General features: G+C 41.8%; 11 protein-coding genes. 7 read left to right on the top strand and 4 right to left on the bottom strand.

Annotated features, from left to right (window positions below; genetic code table 11):
- The first annotated feature begins 244 nt into the window (after positions 1-244).
- Positions 245-1,912, top strand: a complete 1,668-nt coding sequence (ettA, locus tag OOA_RS16315; protein ID WP_008913270.1) for an energy-dependent translational throttle protein EttA — start codon at positions 245-247, stop codon at positions 1,910-1,912.
- 139 nt (positions 1,913-2,051) lie between these two features.
- Here the strand turns inward: ettA and nadR are convergent, their stop codons facing one another.
- From nadR to serB, 3 genes are all read right to left on the bottom strand, one after another.
- Entirely contained in the window at positions 2,052-3,284 is a 1,233-nt protein-coding gene (gene nadR, locus OOA_RS16310; protein WP_008913269.1) for a multifunctional transcriptional regulator/nicotinamide-nucleotide adenylyltransferase/ribosylnicotinamide kinase NadR, read from the bottom strand.
- Positions 3,285-3,297: 13 nt separating this feature from the next.
- A complete protein-coding gene (gene radA, locus OOA_RS16305; protein WP_008913268.1) occupies positions 3,298-4,686 on the bottom strand; it encodes a DNA repair protein RadA in 1,389 nt (462 codons plus the stop codon).
- A gap of 383 nt (positions 4,687-5,069) precedes the next feature.
- Complete coding sequence (gene serB / locus OOA_RS16300; protein ID WP_008913267.1) at positions 5,070-6,047, bottom strand: phosphoserine phosphatase; 978 nt, start codon at positions 6,045-6,047, stop codon at positions 5,070-5,072.
- Between the two features lie 308 nt (positions 6,048-6,355).
- Here serB and OOA_RS16295 point away from each other — a divergent pair, with 308 nt between their 5' ends.
- Positions 6,356-7,108: an AhpA/YtjB family protein gene (locus tag OOA_RS16295; RefSeq protein WP_201764606.1), complete on the top strand. Its 753-nt coding sequence runs from the start codon at positions 6,356-6,358 to the stop codon at positions 7,106-7,108.
- 167 nt (positions 7,109-7,275) lie between these two features.
- Here the strand turns inward: OOA_RS16295 and OOA_RS16290 are convergent, their stop codons facing one another.
- Positions 7,276-8,058, bottom strand: a complete 783-nt coding sequence (locus OOA_RS16290; RefSeq protein WP_008913265.1) for an energy transducer TonB — start codon at positions 8,056-8,058, stop codon at positions 7,276-7,278.
- 323 nt (positions 8,059-8,381) lie between these two features.
- Here OOA_RS16290 and OOA_RS16285 point away from each other — a divergent pair, with 323 nt between their 5' ends.
- From OOA_RS16285 to OOA_RS16265, 5 genes are all read left to right on the top strand, one after another.
- Positions 8,382-8,918, top strand: a complete 537-nt coding sequence (locus OOA_RS16285; protein WP_040691862.1) for an RNA polymerase sigma factor — start codon at positions 8,382-8,384, stop codon at positions 8,916-8,918.
- Positions 8,918-9,904 carry a FecR family protein gene (locus OOA_RS16280; protein ID WP_008913263.1) on the top strand — a complete coding sequence of 329 codons (987 nt, stop codon included), beginning with the start codon at positions 8,918-8,920 and terminating at the stop codon, positions 9,902-9,904. The genes OOA_RS16285 and OOA_RS16280 overlap by 1 nt, the downstream gene beginning before the upstream one ends.
- 118 nt (positions 9,905-10,022) lie before the next feature.
- The gene (locus OOA_RS16275) at positions 10,023-12,794 is read left to right on the top strand and encodes a secretin and TonB N-terminal domain-containing protein (protein ID WP_008913262.1); all 2,772 of its coding nucleotides are present in this window, start codon (positions 10,023-10,025) and stop codon (positions 12,792-12,794) included.
- Between the two features lie 54 nt (positions 12,795-12,848).
- Positions 12,849-14,555 (top strand): ABC transporter ATP-binding protein/permease, encoded by a 1,707-nt coding sequence (locus tag OOA_RS16270; RefSeq protein ID WP_008913261.1) that lies wholly within the window; start codon positions 12,849-12,851, stop codon positions 14,553-14,555.
- Positions 14,545-17,343: a M16 family metallopeptidase gene (locus OOA_RS16265; protein ID WP_008913260.1), complete on the top strand. Its 2,799-nt coding sequence runs from the start codon at positions 14,545-14,547 to the stop codon at positions 17,341-17,343. The genes OOA_RS16270 and OOA_RS16265 overlap by 11 nt, the downstream gene beginning before the upstream one ends.
- Positions 17,344-17,508 lie beyond the last annotated feature (165 nt).

Below are 17,508 nucleotides of genomic sequence, written 5' to 3'. Positions count from 1 at the left end.
TTATCATCACTATTCAACTTCCCACTAATTAAAATAAGCTTATCCGATTATCTGCTACAAGCCCTAACTATTGACTTAAAGTGAAGAACAATTAGAGTGAAGCTCAGAAATTTATAAAGATAGAGCGTAAAGTTTGCAGCAGCAAAAGTCACATAAGGTATTATACTTGTATAAAACCTTTATTTGTTTGCTAAAACGCTATCAAATATAGACATATTATTTAAAAAACAATAGGTAAAACAAATTGGCTCAATACGTTTACTCTATGTTTCGAGTTGGAAAAATTGTTCCACCGAAACGTCATATTCTAAAAAATATCTCCCTGAGCTTCTTTCCTGGAGCAAAGATTGGTGTTTTAGGCCTTAACGGTGCCGGTAAATCAACATTACTGCGCATCATGGCGGGTATTGACACCGAAATTGAAGGGGAAGCACGCCCTCAGCCTGGTATTAAAATTGGCTATCTCCCACAGGAGCCTAAGCTTAACCTTGAACATACTGTTCGTGAAGCGGTTGAAGAAGCCGTTTCTGAAGTCAAAAATGCATTAACGCGTTTAGATGAAGTTTATGCCGCATACGCAGAAGCTGATGCCGACTTCGATAAATTGGCGAAAGAGCAAGGCCAATTAGAAGCTATCATTGCCGCACAAGATGGCCATAATCTAGAGCACCAACTCGAGCGTGCTGCTGATGCACTACGCTTACCTGCTTGGGATGCAAAAATTGAAAATCTATCTGGGGGTGAACGTCGCCGTGTGGCAATCTGCCAACTGCTGCTCGAAAAACCAGACATGTTACTTCTTGATGAACCCACTAACCACTTGGATGCCGAATCTGTTGCTTGGTTAGAGCGTTTCTTGCACGATTACGAAGGAACTGTTGTTGCTATCACGCATGACCGTTACTTCTTAGATAACGTTGCAGGTTGGATCCTTGAGCTTGACCGTGGTGAAGGTATTCCATGGGAAGGCAACTACTCATCTTGGCTAGAACAAAAAGATGAGCGTTTAGCTCAAGAAGCCTCAACCGAAGCTGCTCGCCGTAAATCCATAGAGAAAGAGCTGGAGTGGATCCGCCAAAACCCGAAAGGTCGTCAGGCAAAAGGTAAAGCGCGTTTAGCTCGTTTTGAAGAACTTAACAGTGTTGAGTACCAAAAACGCAACGAAACAAGCGAGCTATTTATTCCACCGGGACCACGTTTAGGTGATAAAGTCATCGAAGTTGAAAACCTTAGCAAGTCATACGGCGACCGTGTTCTTATCGATAACTTAAGTTTCTCAATTCCTAAAGGGGCTATTGTCGGTATTATCGGTCCTAACGGTGCGGGTAAATCAACTCTATTTCGTATGATTTCTGGTCAAGAGCAACCTGATTCAGGGTCGATTACCCTCGGTGATACCGTGAAGATCGCTTCTGTTGACCAGTTCCGTGACTCAATGAATGATAGCAAAACCGTTTGGGAAGAAATTTCTAACGGGCAAGACATCATGCGTATTGGTAACTTTGAAATTCCAAGTCGCGCCTATGTTGGTCGCTTTAACTTTAAAGGCATTGACCAAGGTAAGCGTGTCGGTGAGTTATCTGGTGGTGAGCGTGGTCGTCTGCACTTGGCAAAACTGTTACAAGTTGGCGGTAACGTACTACTCCTCGATGAACCAACCAATGACCTTGATATTGAAACATTGCGCGCATTAGAAAACGCATTATTGGAATTCCCTGGCTGCGCAATGGTAATCTCGCATGACCGCTGGTTCCTTGACCGTATTGCAACTCATATTATTGATTATCAAGATGAAGGTAACATCACTTTCTTCGAAGGTAACTTCACTGAATATGAAGATTTCAAGAAACGTACGTTGGGCGCTGAAGCCCTGCAACCTCACCGCATGAAATATAAGCGCATGAGCAAGTAACGCCTTAAAATCTTGGATTTAGTAGAGCATCCCATTGCTCTACTCCAATGAAAAAAAAGGACAAAGTGATAATCACGTTGTCCTTTTTCTATTTGATGAAATTGATAATTTCATGTAGATGATCAATAAGTCTTATTAGCTACTCATCCAGCATTAATAACTGTTGAACAAGTGAAACGCAGGTTAAAAATCGACTGTCATAATCAGGAGAGTCTACACGGACAAATTCCACATTATTTTTCTTTAGCATTTCAATAAGTAATGATTGAAATTCATAGCGATCTTTTTCACTGCCTAAACTACGTAAACCATCCGCAACCCAAGGCGTATTATTTTCCAATACAATCACTAAATCGAATCGGTATTCATCGATAAGAGCCTGAACGAATGGATGTTCTCTCCCCTCATAACGCTTACAAAAAGCTTGTGTTGTAATAAAGTCAGTATCGATAAAAGCCACTTTATTAGCATATTTAACTGCAAAATCAATATATTGGGCATGACCTAACGCGATTTTATCATAGTCTGAATACTGTAATGCCATTTCATTACCACCGAGATGAGAAAATACATAGTCACGCCCAAACTCCCACGCACTTGTCGTATTAAAAATATTAGCGAGCTTATTAACTAGAGTTGATTTCCCACTGGATTCACCACCAAGCACAGCGACTTTACGCACGAAAAAAGGTTTAACTTCAGTCGGAATATAGTCCCAATAACGAAAAGGTGCCTGACGAATTTGATTGCCACTGATGTTCATAAAAGTGCGCTCAGGGTCGATAAGAATAGTTTCTATCCCTAAATGTTTTTTATAACGAGTGACATCATTAACTTCACCTGAATAGATAAAGCTTGGGTGGATATTGTGTTTTTTCAGGAAACCTTTCATCCCATCACTCCAGACTTCCCAACCATGTGGATAAGGCTCGATACCTTGCTCATCAAAGGAATGAATATGGATATTTTTCTGATACTTAAATGTTTGTAATAACCAACGTAGGCGGTCACTAACCGTCGGTTGTTGTGACATTGAACTGTTTACAAATAAGTCTTTATCACGCGGTTCATCATGACAAAGAATGATATGTAATTCATCTACTTGGCTACAAGCACGCTGAATAAGATAGATGTGCCCTGTGTGTAACGGATAAAATTTGCCAAACACTACCCCAATCTTTTTTTGCTTATTCGGATATTCAAGGCCAAGAAAACGATGAAGCGCAGCAATTTTCTGCGCACTTGGGCTTTTAATTTTATTGTTGATAAGCTGACTAAGATAGCCTTTAGTCATATCAGAGGCATCTGCAACTTGCTGTAATGTATAGCCCGCTTGCTTTATTGTATTCTTAAGATAGTCAAATTCAGCCATTTGATTTCCTTTATTAATCAAATTCATCCATTACACTTAGTGCGTCTGATAATTTTTTCACACCATATACTTTCATATCGGGTGGTAATTTTTTCGGCATATTTGCATGCGGAACAATCGCCCGCTTAAAACCATGTTTTGCCGCTTCTGAAATACGTTCTTGACCACTCGGTACAGGACGAATCTCTCCTGCAAGCCCCACCTCACCGAACACAACAAGGTCTCTCGGTAAAGGACGATCACGGAAACTGGAAACTAAAGAAAGCAATAATGCAAGATCAGCACTGGTCTCCGTTACTTTAACCCCGCCGACAACATTAACAAAAACATCTTGGTCAGCCATGAGCAAGCCACCATGACGGTGTAAGACGGCTAATAAAATAGCCAAGCGATTCTGTTCCAATCCAACAGCCACACGACGCGGGTTAGACATCATAGAGTGGTCGACTAGAGCTTGGATCTCAACCAACAAGGGTCGTGTACCCTCCCAAACCACCATCACCGAACTACCTGAGGTAATTTCATCACCGCGACTCAAGAAAATTGCCGAAGGGTTACTGACCTCTTTTAACCCCTGCTCAGTCATGGCAAATACACCTAGCTCATTAACTGCACCGAAACGGTTTTTATGGCTACGTAATGTGCGAAAACGATTATCGGCATCACCATCAAGCATAATAGAGCAGTCAATACAGTGCTCTAACACTTTTGGGCCTGCCAATGAACCATCTTTCGTTACATGGCCGACCATTATGATCGCGACACCTCGTGTTTTTGCGAACCGGGTGAGATATGCGGCAGTTTCACGCACTTGTGCCACACTGCCGGGAGAAGATTGGATATCTGCCATATGCATGACTTGAATGGAGTCGATCACCATTAATTTAGGCTGTTCTTGCTCTGCGGTTAGACAGATTTGCTCTATGCTAGTTTCCGACAACATATTCAATGAATCTGTTGGCAAACCTAATCGATGGGCGCGCATCGCAACCTGTTGGAGTGATTCTTCCCCTGTGACATATAGGGTTTTCATTTCGCGAGACAGCAAGCACATTGTTTGTAAAAGTAAGGTACTTTTACCTGCACCGGGGCTTCCACCAATTAAAATAGCGCTACCGGGTACTACGCCACCACCAAGTACGCGATCAAACTCTTTGAATCCTGTCGTAAAACGAGGTAGTTCTTCAAGGCTGATTTCCGAAAGCTTTTGCACTCGGCTCACACCAGCAGCATTACCTGCATAGCCCATTAAACGCTCACTACGTGAAGAAGAGCTACTTGAGGCAAGGCGCACTTCCGTGATGGTGTTCCATGCATGACAGGCACTACATTGCCCCTGCCAGCGCGGGTAATCCGCCCCGCATTCATTACAAACAAACGCCCTTTTTGCACCTTTAGCCACAACCCAACTCCTATTCAAACTCACATGTACGACTTACTCGCACTCTAAACCATTTTAATAACCAACCACACACTAAATAGCTCAAATCACCAATAATTCGCCAAATAAACCAGTAACACGTTAAATAATTCTGTAAGCCGCTATCCGTAATACTCTAAATAATTCTGTAAGCCGCTATCCGTAATACTCTAAATAATTCGCACTGTAGCTAGGCGGCAAATGAGGATATCTCGGGGAGCATACACAAGTATGTGACCCGAGTTGCCGAATGAAGCCAACAACGCTACAGTACGAAGTATGACGAGTATTCGGAGCATACAAAAGTATGTGACTTGGGTTGCTGAATGTAGTCAACAACGAAGCAACGCGAAGTATGACGAGTATTACCGCTCCTCGTGTTTCAAACCACCACTAAGCACACACATCACCCCCATTAAATCAGCGTGACGGATAGCCACTTTGGCTCTTGCATAAACCTTTGGTTTTGCATGATAAGCAATTCCAAGTCCTGCTTTACGCAACATTTTGAGATCATTTGCGCCATCACCAATTGCCACTGTTTGCTCAATAGGGATCTCTAAGCGCTCAGCAAGTTTTACCAGCGTTTGCGCTTTAAATTTCGCATCAACAATCGGTCCTTTTACTTTCCCTGTCAGCTTGCCATCTTTGATTTCGAGTTGATTAGCAACAGCTGCTGATAATTTAAGTTGTTGACGCAAATTATCGGCAAAAAAAGTGAACCCACCAGATGCAATCGCGACATGCCAATCCATCGCTTGTAGCTTACGGACTAGGCTGGTAAGCCCCGGCATTAATGGCAGAGTGTCCATAACTTGCTGTAAAATTGCGACATCAGCGCCCTTTAGCAAGCCAACTCGTTCTCTTAAGCTTTCAGTGAAGTCGAGTTCACCTTGCATTGCACGCTCAGTGACTTCTGAAACTTGTTCACCAACACCATACAAACGTGCAATTTCATCAATGCACTCAATTTGAATTGCCGTAGAGTCCATATCCATCAACAATAAACCCGGTGAGCGTAAACGAGGAATTTGCCCTAAAGGTACGACATCTAATAAGCATTCATCTGCTAGTTTTTTAATACGAGGCGTGATGCTTCCCGCTATTCTCACTACCTGATAATCATCAATTCGCCATGACGAGACGATAACAATTGCTATTCCTAAACGCTGTTGAAAATTACTGATCCGTGCTTTATCCAGCCCACGACCATACAATAACCAACCACTATCGCCAGCACGATAATCTAAAGGCATTACCTCTTCCCCACTCAGTGATAGCGGTAAACCTGGCCATTTCTGAATTTCATCGGGTAAATAGCAATAGGTCAAACTCGTTGACATGAAAATTAGCTCCTGTAATCGACTCAAAATTTTATACATAAAATAACGCAAGCTGCATGTAACCAACGGGCGAAGCGATTCTAGTTCGTATAGATAACACTGAGACTTGAGTAACCAACTTAGCCTGCGTACCAAAAGACTGTTGAGCTTAATTGCTTATTTTTTAGCATAAAAGTTCAATAGCTCAGGCCAACAGCAACTTGAACTATGATGAATATATAATAAAAATGCGTATCAAAACTACCCTATCTGCACAAGCTCTGGCAACATGATGCCATAGAATAGATAAAGAGCACTTAGTGATTTTTATGAAACTAACATTTAAGCTTCACAAAACCGTGATAATTGTTATCTGCGTTACGTTAATTGCCTTATTAATGCACGGCATTTCCTATTTAGTAAATAGCCAAAACCAAAATAGGGTTGAACAATTCAAGCAACTCACCCGCGTTTTGGCAGAGCAGGTCGCTTTCAGCTTATCTGACTATATCGTTTCTGGTAGCAAGGATTTTAACCAAGAGAGAATTGTTGCTAATTTGAATAATATTACGAAAGATAAATATATTTTAGATGCCAATATCTACTCAGCAAGCGGCACATTAATTGCAAGTTCAGGGGAATCAGTTTCGGTCCGTAAAAGACTAGCTATTGATAGCAACCAATCTATTCAACCGTTTCAATATCAACTGGTCGTCCCTGTTCCCGGAAAAGACGAACCCAAAGGCTACCTACGATTAACAATTGATACTGAACTTTTAACAGCGGAAATTCAGCAAGCGGATAATAGTACCAATGTCCTGCGCTTTTTTATTTTATTAGCTTTTTGTATAGGAATAGTGCTGGCAAATACCTTATTTCGTGTAAAGAAAAAGAAAGGGAAAAATTTATCTCCACAGCTCGTTGTGGAAGAAGACAATACCAATGATGAAAATGACGATGAAACACCAAAAGTAGCGAAAAAACTGACTAGCGATAAGCGTAAAGTAGAACAACGTCCTTATCGTCAGAAAAAACGTCGTTCGAAAAGTAAGCCAAATAAGCCTACACCGCCTGAACATTGATAATATATAAAGTTGTAATCCATGTGCATTTTTAGATTTCATCAGATATCAAAAATACATAATTGTTATTAAGGATCAAACTTAGCTATCCAGATCCCTGTATTTATTTTTAGGTTTCAGGATAGCTTCGCTTGGAATGCTATAGCTGTTAAATATTATTGAGTTAGTTAAATAGAAGTCGTATTAAATTCGATAGGTGCGATAAATTCGACTCGACCTTCGATCAAAAGTGTTTCAGGTGGTAGAGGAAATGGCGCAGCACGATTAATCGTCGCGAGTGCTTCTTTATCTAAGATTTTCGTTCCAGAAGAACTGAATAAGCTTGCAGCAACTACTTCGCCTTTACTATTTATGGTCACTTTTACTTGAGATATGCCTGCTGAACGATAGCGAAGGGCTTCTCTTGGATAACGCTTTGATTTAGCTAAACGTTGAAGAACGTCACTATGCCAGCTTTGATGACCACTAACCGGCACAGAAGTATGACTCGAAAAGTTAGCACTACTACTTGCTGAGCTTCCCGCAGTAGGAACTGATGTCACCGCAGACTCCTGAGTATTTATAGGTGCTTCTTCAACCACTTTTTTAACTTGCAGGAGTTTCTTTTTGGGTGGGGTTTTCTTCTCACTAACTTTAGTTAACGTTCCATTATCAACCAACAATGTTTCAGGTAATTTTTCTGTTTTTTCAACAAGCTCTGGAAGAACCTCTTCATAAGTTGCCATTTGCTGTTTAGGGGCATGGTTAACTTCAGGCTCTGAATGTTCCTCAAGTTGATAAACACCAAGCTGGAGTGATACTGCCGGCGGCAATACCCCTGTTGTAGGAAGTGTTGTTGTAAACCATCCAATAAAAATCACTACGAGTGTTCCGTGGAAAAGAAGACTTAAAAACAAACCGCCTAGTGGACGGAAAATCGGGCGCTCAAACTTGCCCGTAATACTGCTCATATTCGTGCCTCACGACTTTATTTTTTGCAGATTATAGGCATAATACAAACAAAAATGATATTCATTATTATTAATGAACTCATTATATTTAGAAAAAAAACATCCGAACAGCTCGAGTCTCTAATAGGGAAATTAAAATTATCCCAATGAAATATAATAATAAAATTTCAAAACTCGAAAAGTACGCCCAACATAATTCAAGATGCATGTAATCAATAAGCGATGATAATGCCCATGCAAATCGAAATATGATGGATATGAAAGTAATTTGAGCAAATTATTTATGAGCAATTATGCTCTTTCACTATTTGATACCAGCGAAAATGACTAACGATAAATCCCTTTCCCGCAAAATTAGTGGGGCATATCAGTCAACCTATAGCCAACTTGTCCGCTTTTTCCGCAATCGGCTAGGTAACAGCAATGATGCTGATGATTTATCACAGGATGTGTTTACACTATGGCTTAACAGAAAAGAGCAATCTCCTGTTAAAGAGAGTCGTGCTTATTTGTTCAAAATCGCAAACCATGTTCTGATTGATCATTGGCGACGTAATCAACGTCAAGCAAAATCAGAAACACCAATTGATGATGCATCAATTGAACACAATGTTGAGGCGACACAAGAAGATCCCAGTGAAATACTGGAGCATCAACAGCGTATACAAAGGCTCGGTGAGGCAATAGACTCGTTACCTCCACGGCGTCGAGAAGCCTTTTTACTTTATCGGTTTGATGGTTTGTCACAAAGTGAAATCGCTGAACGTATGGATATTTCGATCAGTATGGTTGAAAAACACATTGCAGCGGCCTTAGTACATTGTAAAAAGCACCTAGATAATCAGAGCAATAATAATTAATGACACGTTCATCTTCACCTGAGTCCGATGCACTCAACATTATGAATGAAGAAGCGGCACTGTGGTTTACGCGCAAGCAAAGCCAGAAAATGAGTGCCGAACAATCAAAACAGTTTGATGAGTGGTTAAGTGCCTCACCTGAACATGCAAAAGCTTATGAAGCAATTGCATGTATTTGGCGTGATTTTGATTTGATGCCAAGACCTGCTTCTGTGGAGTTATCCCCTAAAAAACGTGTTTTTTTTCAGCTTTGGCGACCACTAGGTAATGCGTTGGCGGCATGCTTTATCGCAGCAATTTTATTTTTACCTTACAGCCACTTACCTTCAATGCTGCTCAACAACATGACGCTAGTAGCGACAGACATGCCCAAAGAAGTCACATTGTCCGATGGCTCTAAATTATTTCTTAACCACAATACCCAAGTTCGAGTCGCTTATGAAACTGAAGTTCGTAAAATCTATTTGGATGAGGGTAATGCTTACTTCAAGGTCAAATCGAATCCTTATCGTCCCTTTGTGATCCAAGCTGATAAGCGACGAATTCAAGTCGTTGGAACCGAATTTGAGGTCGATAGAAACGGCCAGCAAGTTGCTGTAAGCGTCGCTCAGGGCGTTGTCAGCTTACAAACAGGTGATAAACAAAAATCCACTTACCTATTTGCCGGGGATAGTGGAGTCAGCCCAACGATTAATAGCTCCGTCAAAGTAAATAAAGTTGATCCATTAGATGTAGCAAGATGGCGCTTTGGTGAATTAAACTTTACCGATAAACCCCTTGCTGAGGTATTAACAGAACTTAAGTTCTATACCTCTGCCAATATTCAGCTCTCCCCTGCCTCTCTTAGTCAGAGCAAAATATCAGGGAAAATCAATTTACGTCAGCCAGATCAGTTTTTTCAAGCCCTTCCGATGTTATTACCCGTCCAAGTTGTCTATCAAGATAAAAATAACATATTGATTATTCAGAACAAAAAAAATAAATGAAAATTACTTCGTTTTACAGGTGAGGATAATTCTCATTTCATCCTCTTCTTAAGCAGTTGTTATTTATTTGGCAATTTTTCAGCACACTTTTTGTGCCGCTTAGGAATAAGGGATACTCATGTCTATTCGATTCACACACAAACGGTTTAAACCGCTTGCACTGTTCGTTGCAGTTAGTAGTGCGATAGTCTATCAATCTGCTGCTGCGCAGGAAGTGTCTTTATCACTTCCAGAACAACCACTTGCCTCTTCGGTGGCACAAATTAGTCAGCAAGGTCAAATCCAATTACTCTATGACAAAAGCCAGTTAAATGGCTTACGCGCCCCCGCACTGTCAGGAGACTACACCGCACAAACCGCATTACAAAAAATACTTATCGGTAGCGGATTAGAACTGGTCAGCGAAAATGGCGTGTTTGTTATTCGCCCTCAAAATATTAATCAAGGCACGCTTGTCTTGCCTGCAACGCAAGTTTCAGGTGTGGTGCAAAATCATCCAACCACTGATGTGATGTCTGCACCGCAATATGTAACATCAGAAGAGATCAGGCAGCGCAATACCGGCGATGGTAATATCACTGACTTGATGAAGACCAACCCCGCGGTTCAGTTTGCGAATAATGACAGCAACTCAATGAATCAGGGTGAAATTAAGCCTTCTCGTGTCTCAATTCATGGTTCAAGCAGTTACCAAAACGCCTATCGTCTCGATGGAGTCAGTTTTAATAATGACTTTGACCCTGCTGATAGTGGGCTTGGCGAAACAGCAACACGCTTAAGTAGTAGCGATCAAGGCATCTATATTGATAGCCGTCTGATTGATAGCATGACGGTGTATGACAACAATATCCCTGTTGAATTTGGTGGTTTTACCGGTGGTACTGTCGAGGTGAATAGTCGCCGTTGGCAAGGTGAAAATAGCGCGCATGCTTACTACCGTTTGACTCGCTCTGGTTGGAACAACCTGTTTCATGATTCATCTCAAGGTATTGATACTACTAAGAATGAGACATCTAACCCAGCTCGTTTCCAAAACCGCTATGATAAGAATGATTTCGGTGGCTGGTTCGAATTAGGACTCAGCGAAAATTCGGGAATTGTGTTTTCTGCATCACGTCGTAGCTCCACGATCCCCATGACAGTGACCGGTGGCGACTCCGCTATTATTGGCGAAAATAATCAACTAGAATTGATCGACTTTCCTTATGGAGAGAAAAAGCAACGCCGTACATCCGATAACTACTTCCTTAAATACTCTATCGACCTTTCAGAGAAAAGCTCGTTAGATTTATCGGCTAACTATGCATCTTATGATAGCCGTCTGTTTTCTGCCTCCGTCATGAATTCTGGCTATGACTCTACCCATGATGGTCTTGGTTTTACAGCCGTATTCAAACACCAGCTAGACCTCGGCCAATTAGAGATCACGGCCAATACACAAGACTTAAAAGACGACCGTAAGGATGATCAGAAGTATGCACTGACTGTTCGTGCTTGGGATGATAAATGGAATACGGTTGAGCTAAATAGTGGTGGTTTAGGCGATTTAACTTCTAAACAAAAAAGTCACGGACTTAAAACTGTAATGCGTTTTAACTCTGCTGAAGATGGTTTAGGGTTTACTCATCAACCAACCTTAGGCGCTGAAGTTAATTACACTAAAGGCACCTATCAGCGTGACAATGATTACTTTCGTTATACTTATTCCGGTAATATTGACAAAAATAATATGTATAGCGGCTATCTGAGTAATATAACAAGATTCCAAGCAGGAACTTACTCAGCTGACTATACCAATTACGCACTATTCCTCGATGATAATATTCAATATGGCAAACTAACCCTGCGTCCTGGCGTTCGTCTTGACCGTGATAACTTTGTAGATCGCACCAATATCGCACCCCGCTTATCCGGTAATTATGATGTGTTTGGCAATGGTAAAACACAAATTATTGCAGGAGCAAACCGCTATTACGGCCGTTCAATGCTGACATATGCGCTGTATGGTGCACAAAATGGCGGTATGCAGTTATGTAATGCGTGGTGGGAAGGTGATGCCTGTTCGATGGACCCTAACAAAAATGATTGGGATAACAAAAAGGACTATGAAGGCCTCGAGTCACTCAAAACACCTTATAACGATGAGTTAACGCTCGCACTGCAACAAGAAATTCTTTCGACTACATGGCGCTTACAGTATGTTCACCGCGAAGGCTATGACGAAGTTAGAACTCGCACCAAATACGATACTCGCGATGCCGATAAGCGTAGCATCCGTACTTTTGATAATGGTGGCCGCAGCTCACATGACACAGTGACATTATCTGTTAATAACAGCCAACCGTGGGAATGGGCAGAAGCTACTCATGTCATGTCCGCCTCTCTAACTTGGCAGCAGAGCGAAAGTAATACACCAAAGGATGCTGGCTATAACTCCTTTGATCCTGCCAATAAGGTCAATCTGAATAAAGTTTCGTATAACGGCAAAATCATTGATGCATCAAAACTGCCTTCCACCAGCTTTAACTCGCCATTCAAAGTAAACGTCGAACTAACCAGCGTTTGGGATGACTACGATTTGACTTGGTATAACCGCCTGCAATGGTGGGGTGCTCGCGATCAAGCTGTTCGTTATGAAAATGCTTATGACTTTGACCCTGAATATGGACAAGTGCGCAAATACACCAAGCAACATTTCGCAAGTAAATATACTTGGGATACCCGCCTTGGCTGGAAACCTGACTTTGCGTATGGCTTCGGTTTCTCCGTTGAAGTGAACAACATTTTGAATAACAAAAACATCGCAGACCGCTTTGTTTTCGAAGACAGAGTGTTGAAATCTTATGACCCGGGTCGCCAGTTCTGGTTACAAGTGAATTACGACTTATAAATTAGTTTTAATGAGTAATGTGAGCTTATTTACAATAACAATACGAAGAATGTCATGAAAACATTGAAGCAATTTTTCTATTTAATAAAACCTTTTTGGGGGCAGCGTGCTGCCCTTTTCTGCTGGATACTGCTTGCCGCCTCACTAGGGCTAACTCTGTCATCCGTCTGGTTCAATGTCAAAATGAACATGTGGAACGGTGACTTTTATAATGCACTTCAACAACTCGATGGTCAGGCTTTGTATGGTCTACTGCAATATTTTGTGGTGTTGGTCAGCGGCTTAATCTTTGTCGTGGTAATGGGCAATTACCTGAAACAAATGCTGATCATCCGTTGGCGTAAAGGAATGACCGAATTAGTTCTGGGTCGCTGGCTATCACCAAACAGTAAACATTATATGCTGCGCCTAGCTTCGCAAGAACCTGATAACCCAGACCAACGTATTGCTGAAGATATTCGTCTATTAATTGAATCAACTCTCAATTTATTAGTGTCCTTTTTGCACTCGATATTGACCTTAATTTCATTCGCTACCATTTTATGGACACTATCCGGTAGCCTGTCATTTAGCTTTGCCGACAGTGATTGGACTATCCCCGGCTATATGTTTTGGGCTTGTATTATCTATACCATTATCGGTATCGCGCTGACTCAGTGGATTGGTTTTCCTCTACGTCGTTTGAATATGGATAAACAGCGCCGTGAAGCCGATTACCGTAGTGCGTTAATTGACTGTCGCCAACATGGTGATGCTATCGCAGGGCAGCGCGGTGAAACACAAGATAGAAAAGAGTTAATGCAACGCTTCGGTAAAATTATCGGTAACTGGAACCAGCTGATCCGCTGCGAACGAAATCTTGCTTTCTATACCGTTGGCTACCAACAAGTGACTGCTCTTGCCCCCGTATTATTAGCGCTTCCGAAATTCCTTGCGGGTGAAATAATGTTAGGTGGCTTAATGCAATTACGCCAAGCGTTTAGTAGCGTTGCCACATCCTTAGGCTGGTTTATTTTTGCCTATAAAGAGATAGCTGCATGGCAAGCGACGGTTTCACGTTTATATAACTTCGTTATTCTATTGGAAAACGATAAAACAGCAGATGTCAGCATTAATGAAGATCAACCGATCCTCAATGCAACATTGAAAATCGCAACAGCCGATAATCGCACGTTAATTGAAAACATTCACTTAACGGCTAAGCAAGGCGAACTGACATTGATTTCAGGTCGTTCAGGTATTGGCAAATCAACCCTACTGCGAACCTTGAGCGGCCACTGGCCTTTCTTTGAAGGGGAAATTGAGCGCACCGATAACCTCATGTGGATACCGCAACGGCTTTATCTGCCTATCAGCCGATTAGATACTCTACTGGCTTACCCTCAAGATACAGCACAGTTTAACGAGGCTGATTTTAAATCTGTACTCAGTCAAGTTGGCCTTGAAAAATTGCATTATCAACTGAGTTTGGATACTGATTGGAATAACCGCCTATCCGGTGGCGAGCAGCAACGCATCATGTTTGCCCGTTTATTACTTAATCGCCCTAAATTATTACTGTTGGATGAAACGACCTCGGCACTTGATGAGACCAGCGCGCTTGAGTTGTTACAGTTATTAAAAGCTGAACTACATGATAGTGCAATTGTACTCGTCAGCCATCAACGTTTTCTATCGCAATTAGCTGAACAAAAGCTCCCGCTTATTGAAGCGCAAACGTGCGCCAATACAATTATAGGAACGTCTGAATATGCTTCGTAAAATAACCTTCGCCGCTTTTATGGGCCTCGTTATCAGTGGCTGTGCTGCGAATACACCGAATACACCAAATAGCCAAAATGGACAGGTACTACTGCCTGTACGCACCGATTTACAACATTATCAGCTGGATAATGGTCTGCAAGTTTATCTCTTACAACGCAACCAACCCGGTGTGGAATTACGCTTATTAGTCAATAGCGGTTCAGTACAAGAAAATGAGCAACAACTTGGGCTTGCCCACTTTACCGAACACATGGCATTTAAAGGCACCAAGCATTTTCCGGGCACTACTGGCTTTAAGCAATTAGAGCAACAAGGCTTGAAACTCGGAAGCCATGTGAACGCCATCACCAGCCTGAACTCCACGCTGTATAAACTTTCACTACCAGAGGCAACGCCAGCTCAAATCACAACGGGCCTACAAGTCATTGCAGATTGGGCATCGAATATGACCTTCGATCAAGATGCCTTTGAAAAAGAGCGCCCAGTGATCATTGAAGAGTGGCGTTTACGCCAAGGGATGGGCTATCGCATCAATGATAGCCTTGAAAAACTGCGTTATCACGGAAGCCGCTACGCTGAACGCAACCCAATTGGATCATTGGATGTCGTTCGTCAGGCACCGATTGAACAAGCAAAAGCGTATTATCAAACGTGGTATCAGCCACAGCGCATGGCTTTAATCGTCATTGGCGATTTTAATAACACAACTGTACGCAAAGAAATCGGTACGCTGTTTGTATTACCAAAACCTACACAGCCATCTCAAGATAACCCGCAATGGAAACAGTTTGCTAACTCAACCTCCATGCTGGTTCAACCAGTGTTTGATAAAGAACAAGGCTCCCGTTTCGTTCAGTTTGCCTTGCAAAAAGATGTCAGTGCGCCTTTGAATACTCGCCAAGGACAATATGATGATTTGATGGATAGCCTATGGTTAGCCATTTTGAATCAGCGTTTTTCCGTGTTAGTTGATAATGGCATTTTGCCCGCTATCAGTATCAATGAACAAGGTTCAATGCTCGATAATCAACGTCTTCAGCAACTCATGATTATTCACCCGAAAGGGGATGATTACGCTGGAGCAACGAGTATATTATTTACTGAATTGCAAAGATTAGCCACTGAACCTGTCCAGCAAGAAGAGCTAGAGAGTGCTCGCCAAGCAATACTCAAAAAACTCAGCCAACAAGCGGCAACTGAACAGCGTTATGGGAATGATTATTTAGCAGGTCAGCTTACCACAGCCCTCGAATATGACATGCCGATGTGGAATAAACGCCAACAGTTAGACAATAGCTACCAGTTAATCGGCAAAGTGAAACCACACGATTTGCAGAAACACATTGCGACCTTGTTAAATCAAGCATCACCACGGCTTGCGCTGATTGGCCCTGATACTGATGCCAAAAAAGTCGATAACTCGACCTTTAATGAGCAATGGCAGAGAATTCGCCAAAGCTCTCCGGGTCCATTCACCCTACGCTCTCAGTCAATCAATCTGCAGTTACCTCGAGTGACTAAAGGTTCGATTACTGAGCAGTCGGCACTACCTGTGAATAAAGCCGAACATTGGCAATTGAGTAATGGTATTCAGGTGATTGTTAAAGCAGACAAAAACCTGAAAGATGATATTCAGTTTAACTTACAATTACCGGGTGGACGCTCTCTTGAGACGGTACAAACAGCAGGATTGACGGATTGGGCATTAAAGTTGCCGGAAAGTAGTGGTTACGGGGAATACAGTGCGCGTGATTTGGCGCTATTAGCAAAGAAAAACCAAATTTCAATTCGTCCTTATAGTGAACTGCTTAATCATGGCTACCGTGGAAAAACCCCTGTCGATAACTTAGAAATGGCTTTTCAGTTATTACATTTAAAACTCACCGCACCACAATTCAGTGGTGCGAAATTAGAGCAACAGAAGCAATCATTTGCATTGAATCTGTCAAAAATGCCTGTTGAACGCACCTTCCTTGATAATATCAATAAGGAGAGCTATCAACATGGCGAATTGATGGTGGTTAATCCTCAAGGTGGCTGGCAAAACTTTACCGCGGGTCAGCTTCAGCAAGCTAACCGTCAATTATTGACCTCTACTTCGGATATGACACTGGTGATTAGTGGAGCCATGAATGCACGTGAATTAAAGCCATTACTTGAACAGTGGATTGCATCTATCCCAGCAAGTAATCAGCAGCTCGCTTGGCGTGATCAAGGGATTATGCCAAAGATGGAAAGCTTTAATAAACGCTATCCAATCAGTAGCAGCGATAAAAGCATGGTTAGTATTCAATTTGCAGCACCGGCACAGTGGACACAGCAAGATCAGCTAGCAATGCAGTTGTTAGATACTATTGTTAGCCAGCGTTTACGTAGTGAATTACGTGAAAAAGCCAGTGGCATTTATGCGCTAGGCTTCTCTCAAATGCTGGCGAAAAAACCACAACCTTACTATTTTGCGCGCCTCAATTTCACGACATCCCCTCAACGAGCGGATGAAATGACGCAAATTGCCCAGAACACTATTACTCAACTGCACCAATCAGGTGTGAATGACAAAGAGTTCATCGAGGCGAAAAATATTTGGCTAACCGAGAATTCACAAGGTATGGACAGCTCAGGTTATTGGACAGAAGCACTTGCCCAAGCAGCCTCTGACGATAAGCAGTACCAACGTTTAAATCAAGAGCAGACGATAGTCCGCCAATTAAAGGCAGAAGACATCAATCGTCTTACTCGCCAATACTTAGGGAAAAATGCAAAAGTATTTATGATGACACCATAATATTCATTTTTGCGATAATCAAAAAAGGAGCTTTAGCTCCTTTTTTTAGCTCACAACCTAACCAAGATTAATAAAATAGAGTCAAATAATCGACATTAATCGTGCTTAATATGATTAATTATATTAGTGTTTAAATTAACGAGCATTAATGAAAAAACTAAATAA

The organism is Providencia burhodogranariea DSM 19968, assembly GCF_000314855.2.
Lineage (GTDB): Bacteria > Pseudomonadota > Gammaproteobacteria > Enterobacterales > Enterobacteriaceae > Providencia > Providencia burhodogranariea.
Note: the sequence above shows the minus strand (reverse complement) of the source record. Positions and strands in the feature narration are given on the sequence as shown.